The 3488-nt window shown below is 62.0% G+C and carries 3 protein-coding genes; all 3 read left to right on the top strand.

The genetic code is table 11. The features are described 5' to 3' along the window. Positions 1-377 (top strand): AAA family ATPase (locus HF921_RS10690; RefSeq protein WP_404813117.1); only part of this gene is annotated, 377 nt, incomplete at its 5' end. Beyond that, positions 374-1375, top strand: a complete 1002-nt coding sequence (locus tag HF921_RS10685; protein WP_215892686.1) for a hypothetical protein — start codon at positions 374-376, stop codon at positions 1373-1375. The genes HF921_RS10690 and HF921_RS10685, both read left to right, overlap by 4 nt. Then, entirely contained in the window at positions 1375-3393 is a 2019-nt protein-coding gene (locus HF921_RS10680) for a transglutaminase family protein (RefSeq protein WP_064219537.1), read from the top strand. Before HF921_RS10685 ends, HF921_RS10680 begins: the two co-directional genes overlap by 1 nt. Positions 3394-3488 lie beyond the last annotated feature (95 nt).

Raw genomic sequence — 3488 nt, 5'->3', positions numbered from 1 at the left:
GGCGGTTGTTGGCTGGGGAAAATCGACGGCCCGCCGATCTGCAAGCCTTGGCCGATGCCGCGCTGCTGCGCCAGTGGCAGGCAGCGGTTGCGGCGGTATTCCTGAGTCCGGAACTACAGGAAATGCTTTTGGCCCTGGCGCAACGCAGTCGTGAGGATGCGCGGGTGCGGACTGGGTTGTCGCCACGAGGTTTGCTGGCGCTCAAGGCGAGCGCACAGGCCTGGGCTTTTCTGGCGGGCCGGGATTTTGTGACACCCGATGATCTGCGCGCGGTGACGGTACCGGTGCTGGGACATCGTTTGCTGTCCAGCGCATCGCTGGGCGGCGATGAACTGACGGCACTGCTGATGCAGGATACCTGGGGTTTTGGTCCGTGAGTCGCAAACGGCGGGAGGTACGTCTTTCCCGTCCTGGTAAGGTCTTTGTCGGGCTGACCCTGGCCCTCGGCTTTTCTGCCGTGAACACCGGTAATAATGTCTTGTTCTTGCTGGTTTCCATGATGCTGGCCATCATGGTGCTTTCCGGTTTTGTCGCCATCGGCAACCTCTGGCGGGTGCATGCCGCTGTGCTGCCCGGCCAGATTTTTACCGCAGGAGAGCAGGGCGACCTGCTCCTGCGCATTTATAATCCACGCCCCTGGCCCCTGTGGCTGCTGGAACTGCGTCTGGGTGATGCGCAATGCACTCTGACTCGAGTGGGCGCGCGTCAGCAAGCCTTGGTTGCGCTGCCCTGGCACCCGCCGCTACGCGGTCAGCCGCCCTTACCCCCTCTACGGATGGGTTCCGCCTTTCCCTTTGCTTTTGTCTGGCGAGGTCTGCACCTGACGGTGGAGTCAGCGGACCAGCCCTGGGTGGCTCCCACCGCGGGCGAGCCATCGTTGCTGCCGGCAGATCTGGGTCAGCAGGAGGCTGAAGGGGGTGAGCCCGGTGGCAGCGGTGATCTGCTCTGGGTGCGGGAGCGTCTGCCCGGAGAAGGGCTGGGTGCTGTAGTCTGGCGTCGGGTGGACTGGTCTTTAGGCGCGCAGGGGGAGTTGCGCTTGCCTACCCGGGAGCGGGAGGAGGCAGGGCAGCGACGGATCTTGCTCGACTGGGAAGATGCGGCGCTGCAACACTGGCCAGTGGAGCAGCGCCTGCAAATACTCCGCGCGGCGCTGGAGATCGCGTTGGAACGGGGCTGGGCGTGGCAACTACGGATGCCTGGCGGGATGATTACGGGTCGCGGAAGATCGGGCCTGGATCAAGCCTTGCTGCTGCTGGCGCAACAGCCTCCTTTACCGATATTCCGGGAGGTCGAGCAGCGTGCTCCCCTGCCTCTGGGGTTGCGCATGGCCGGACAATGGTTGCGGCGCTTGCCGCATCCGGGAAGGGGGGGCTGATGACGCCTGGGCTGCGGTTTCCCGCGCGTATTGTGAGCTCCTTACTGGCGGCGTTGATGGGTGTCTTTTTGCTCCTCGCGCTGGGTTCGGAGGCAGCGCTCTGGGCCACAGTGGTTTGGATCGCGGCGACCGGTTTAGGGCTGTATGGGGCTTGGCATGGGCGCCTGCCCTGGTTTAGTGCGGCGCAACGCTGGATGCTGGGCCTTTTTCTGCTGACGCTGGCGTTGCTGCTGACCGGATGGGGCAACTGGCTGGCGATGGCCAGTCAGGCAGTGCTGGTGCTGCTGGCGGTGAAGGCACTGGAAATACGCAGTCAGCGCGACTTTTATCAGGTGGCGGCGCTGGTGCTGCTGGGTATGGGGGTGGCTGCGTGGCTGCGCGTGGATGTTCTGCTCGGTATTTTTCTATTGGCGGCCTTATATCTGTCCTTGCTGGGATTACTTTGGCAGCCCCTGGCCGATGCAGCGGTAGCGCGCGCATTAGAAGGGCTGCACTGGCGGGATTTCCGCTATATGCTGGCCTTTAGTCTGATCTTTCTGCTGATGCTGTTGCCAGTGACGGCCATTTTTTTTCTGATGTTGCCGCGCACGCCGACGCCGCTCTGGGCCTGGACACCACCACAGGGGGCGGCGCATTCGGGTTTCAGCGCGGATTTGTCGCCTGACAGTATTACCCGCTTGGCCCTCGACTCCACCACGGCTTTCCGGGCACAGATCATTCCGCAGTCGGCCGATCCGGAGGATTTATATTGGGTGGGAGCGATCCTTTGGCGCGATGAAGGCCGGACGTGGGTAGCGGATTCACCTGTCGCCAGGGTGCGAGGTGCTGCATCTACAGGTGTCGGCACCGGAACCACGGGCATTCGACAGGAAATCGTTCTAAGCCCGGATAATAGTGATTATCTGTTTGCCTTAGCTACGCCTTATCGTCTGAATATTCCAGTTACCTACCGGCAGCAGGCAGGTGGTGTCTTGCGTCTGAACAAGGCCTCCGGCTTGCCCATACGCTATATGGTCTGGTCTGCACCTGCCGCACCACGTGTGCTCTCTGCGGCGGAGCGCACCGCAGCTTTGCAGGTGCCCGACACGACGAGTCCGAAACTACGGGCACTGGCGGCGCATTTTGCGGGTGGCAGCGATGCTGTGGTGGTGCAGCGCCTGCTGCACTGGTTTCATGACTCTTCTTTCCGGTACAGCCTGCAGGAGCCAGCAGGTTATCCCCATGGGCAAAGCATGGCGGATTTTTTGCTCCATACCCATACTGGTTTTTGCGAATACTACGCCGGGGGATTGGCTCTGCTGCTCCGCTTGGACGGAATTCCGGCACGGGTGGTGATGGGGTATCACGGTGGCGAGTATAACCCGGCGGGTAACTATTGGATTGTGCGGCAGAGCATGGCCCATGCCTGGGTGCAGGCTTGGCTACCGGGACAAGGTTGGGTACGCCTGGATGCGACGCCGGCGACGATATCTGGTCAGGGTGGCAGCAAGACCGGTATATTAGCCCCCGCGGTAGTGCCTGGGGCGCTACAACTCTGGGACTGGATGCAATGGCAGTGGCTTAATATGGTTATCGACCTGACGCCGGCCAAACAGCGCGCTCTCTGGACGTCGGCGGGTACGCGAATCATGCAGATTGCGCAGTCGTCTGCCTATGCGCCACACTGGCCGAAAGCACGGGGGTGGTATCGACACGCGACGCTGACTTACTGGTCGCTGGGAGTGGTCAGTGCTTCGCTGCTGATGGCATGGATATTGTGGCGCCGCTATCGGGCGGGTAGGGATGTCGGATATTGGCGCCAGCGCGCGCTGCGCGCTTTGCGTACTGTGGGATTAAAAGACGAGCGACCGGGAGTGGAGAGTTTGTTCTGGCAGCGGTTGCCAGAGGATCAGCGGGAATCTGTGCGTGAAATCTATCTGGCCCAGCGTTATGGTCCGACACCGGATGCCGATGGTGATCGGCGTCTGTCTGTGGCCTTGGCCGCTCTGCGCAATCGTTGCGCGAGACTTTCTGACTGACACGTCTGGAGCCCTCTTATGTTGTCCCTTGTCCCTGCCCTCCCGCCACGATCTGCCCGCGCTCCAGGTGGATGATCTGGTCAGCGAGGCGGGTG

This window comes from Acidithiobacillus ferriphilus (assembly GCF_018854775.1).
Taxonomy (GTDB): domain Bacteria; phylum Pseudomonadota; class Gammaproteobacteria; order Acidithiobacillales; family Acidithiobacillaceae; genus Acidithiobacillus; species Acidithiobacillus ferriphilus.
Note: the sequence above shows the minus strand (reverse complement) of the source record. Positions and strands in the feature narration are given on the sequence as shown.

What these genes read in the sequence shown, in the direction of transcription:
- HF921_RS10680 (WP_064219537.1), top strand. Translation starts at nt 1,375, where the DNA reads ATGACGCCTGGGCTGCGGTTTCCCGCGCGTATTGTGAGCTCCTTACTG.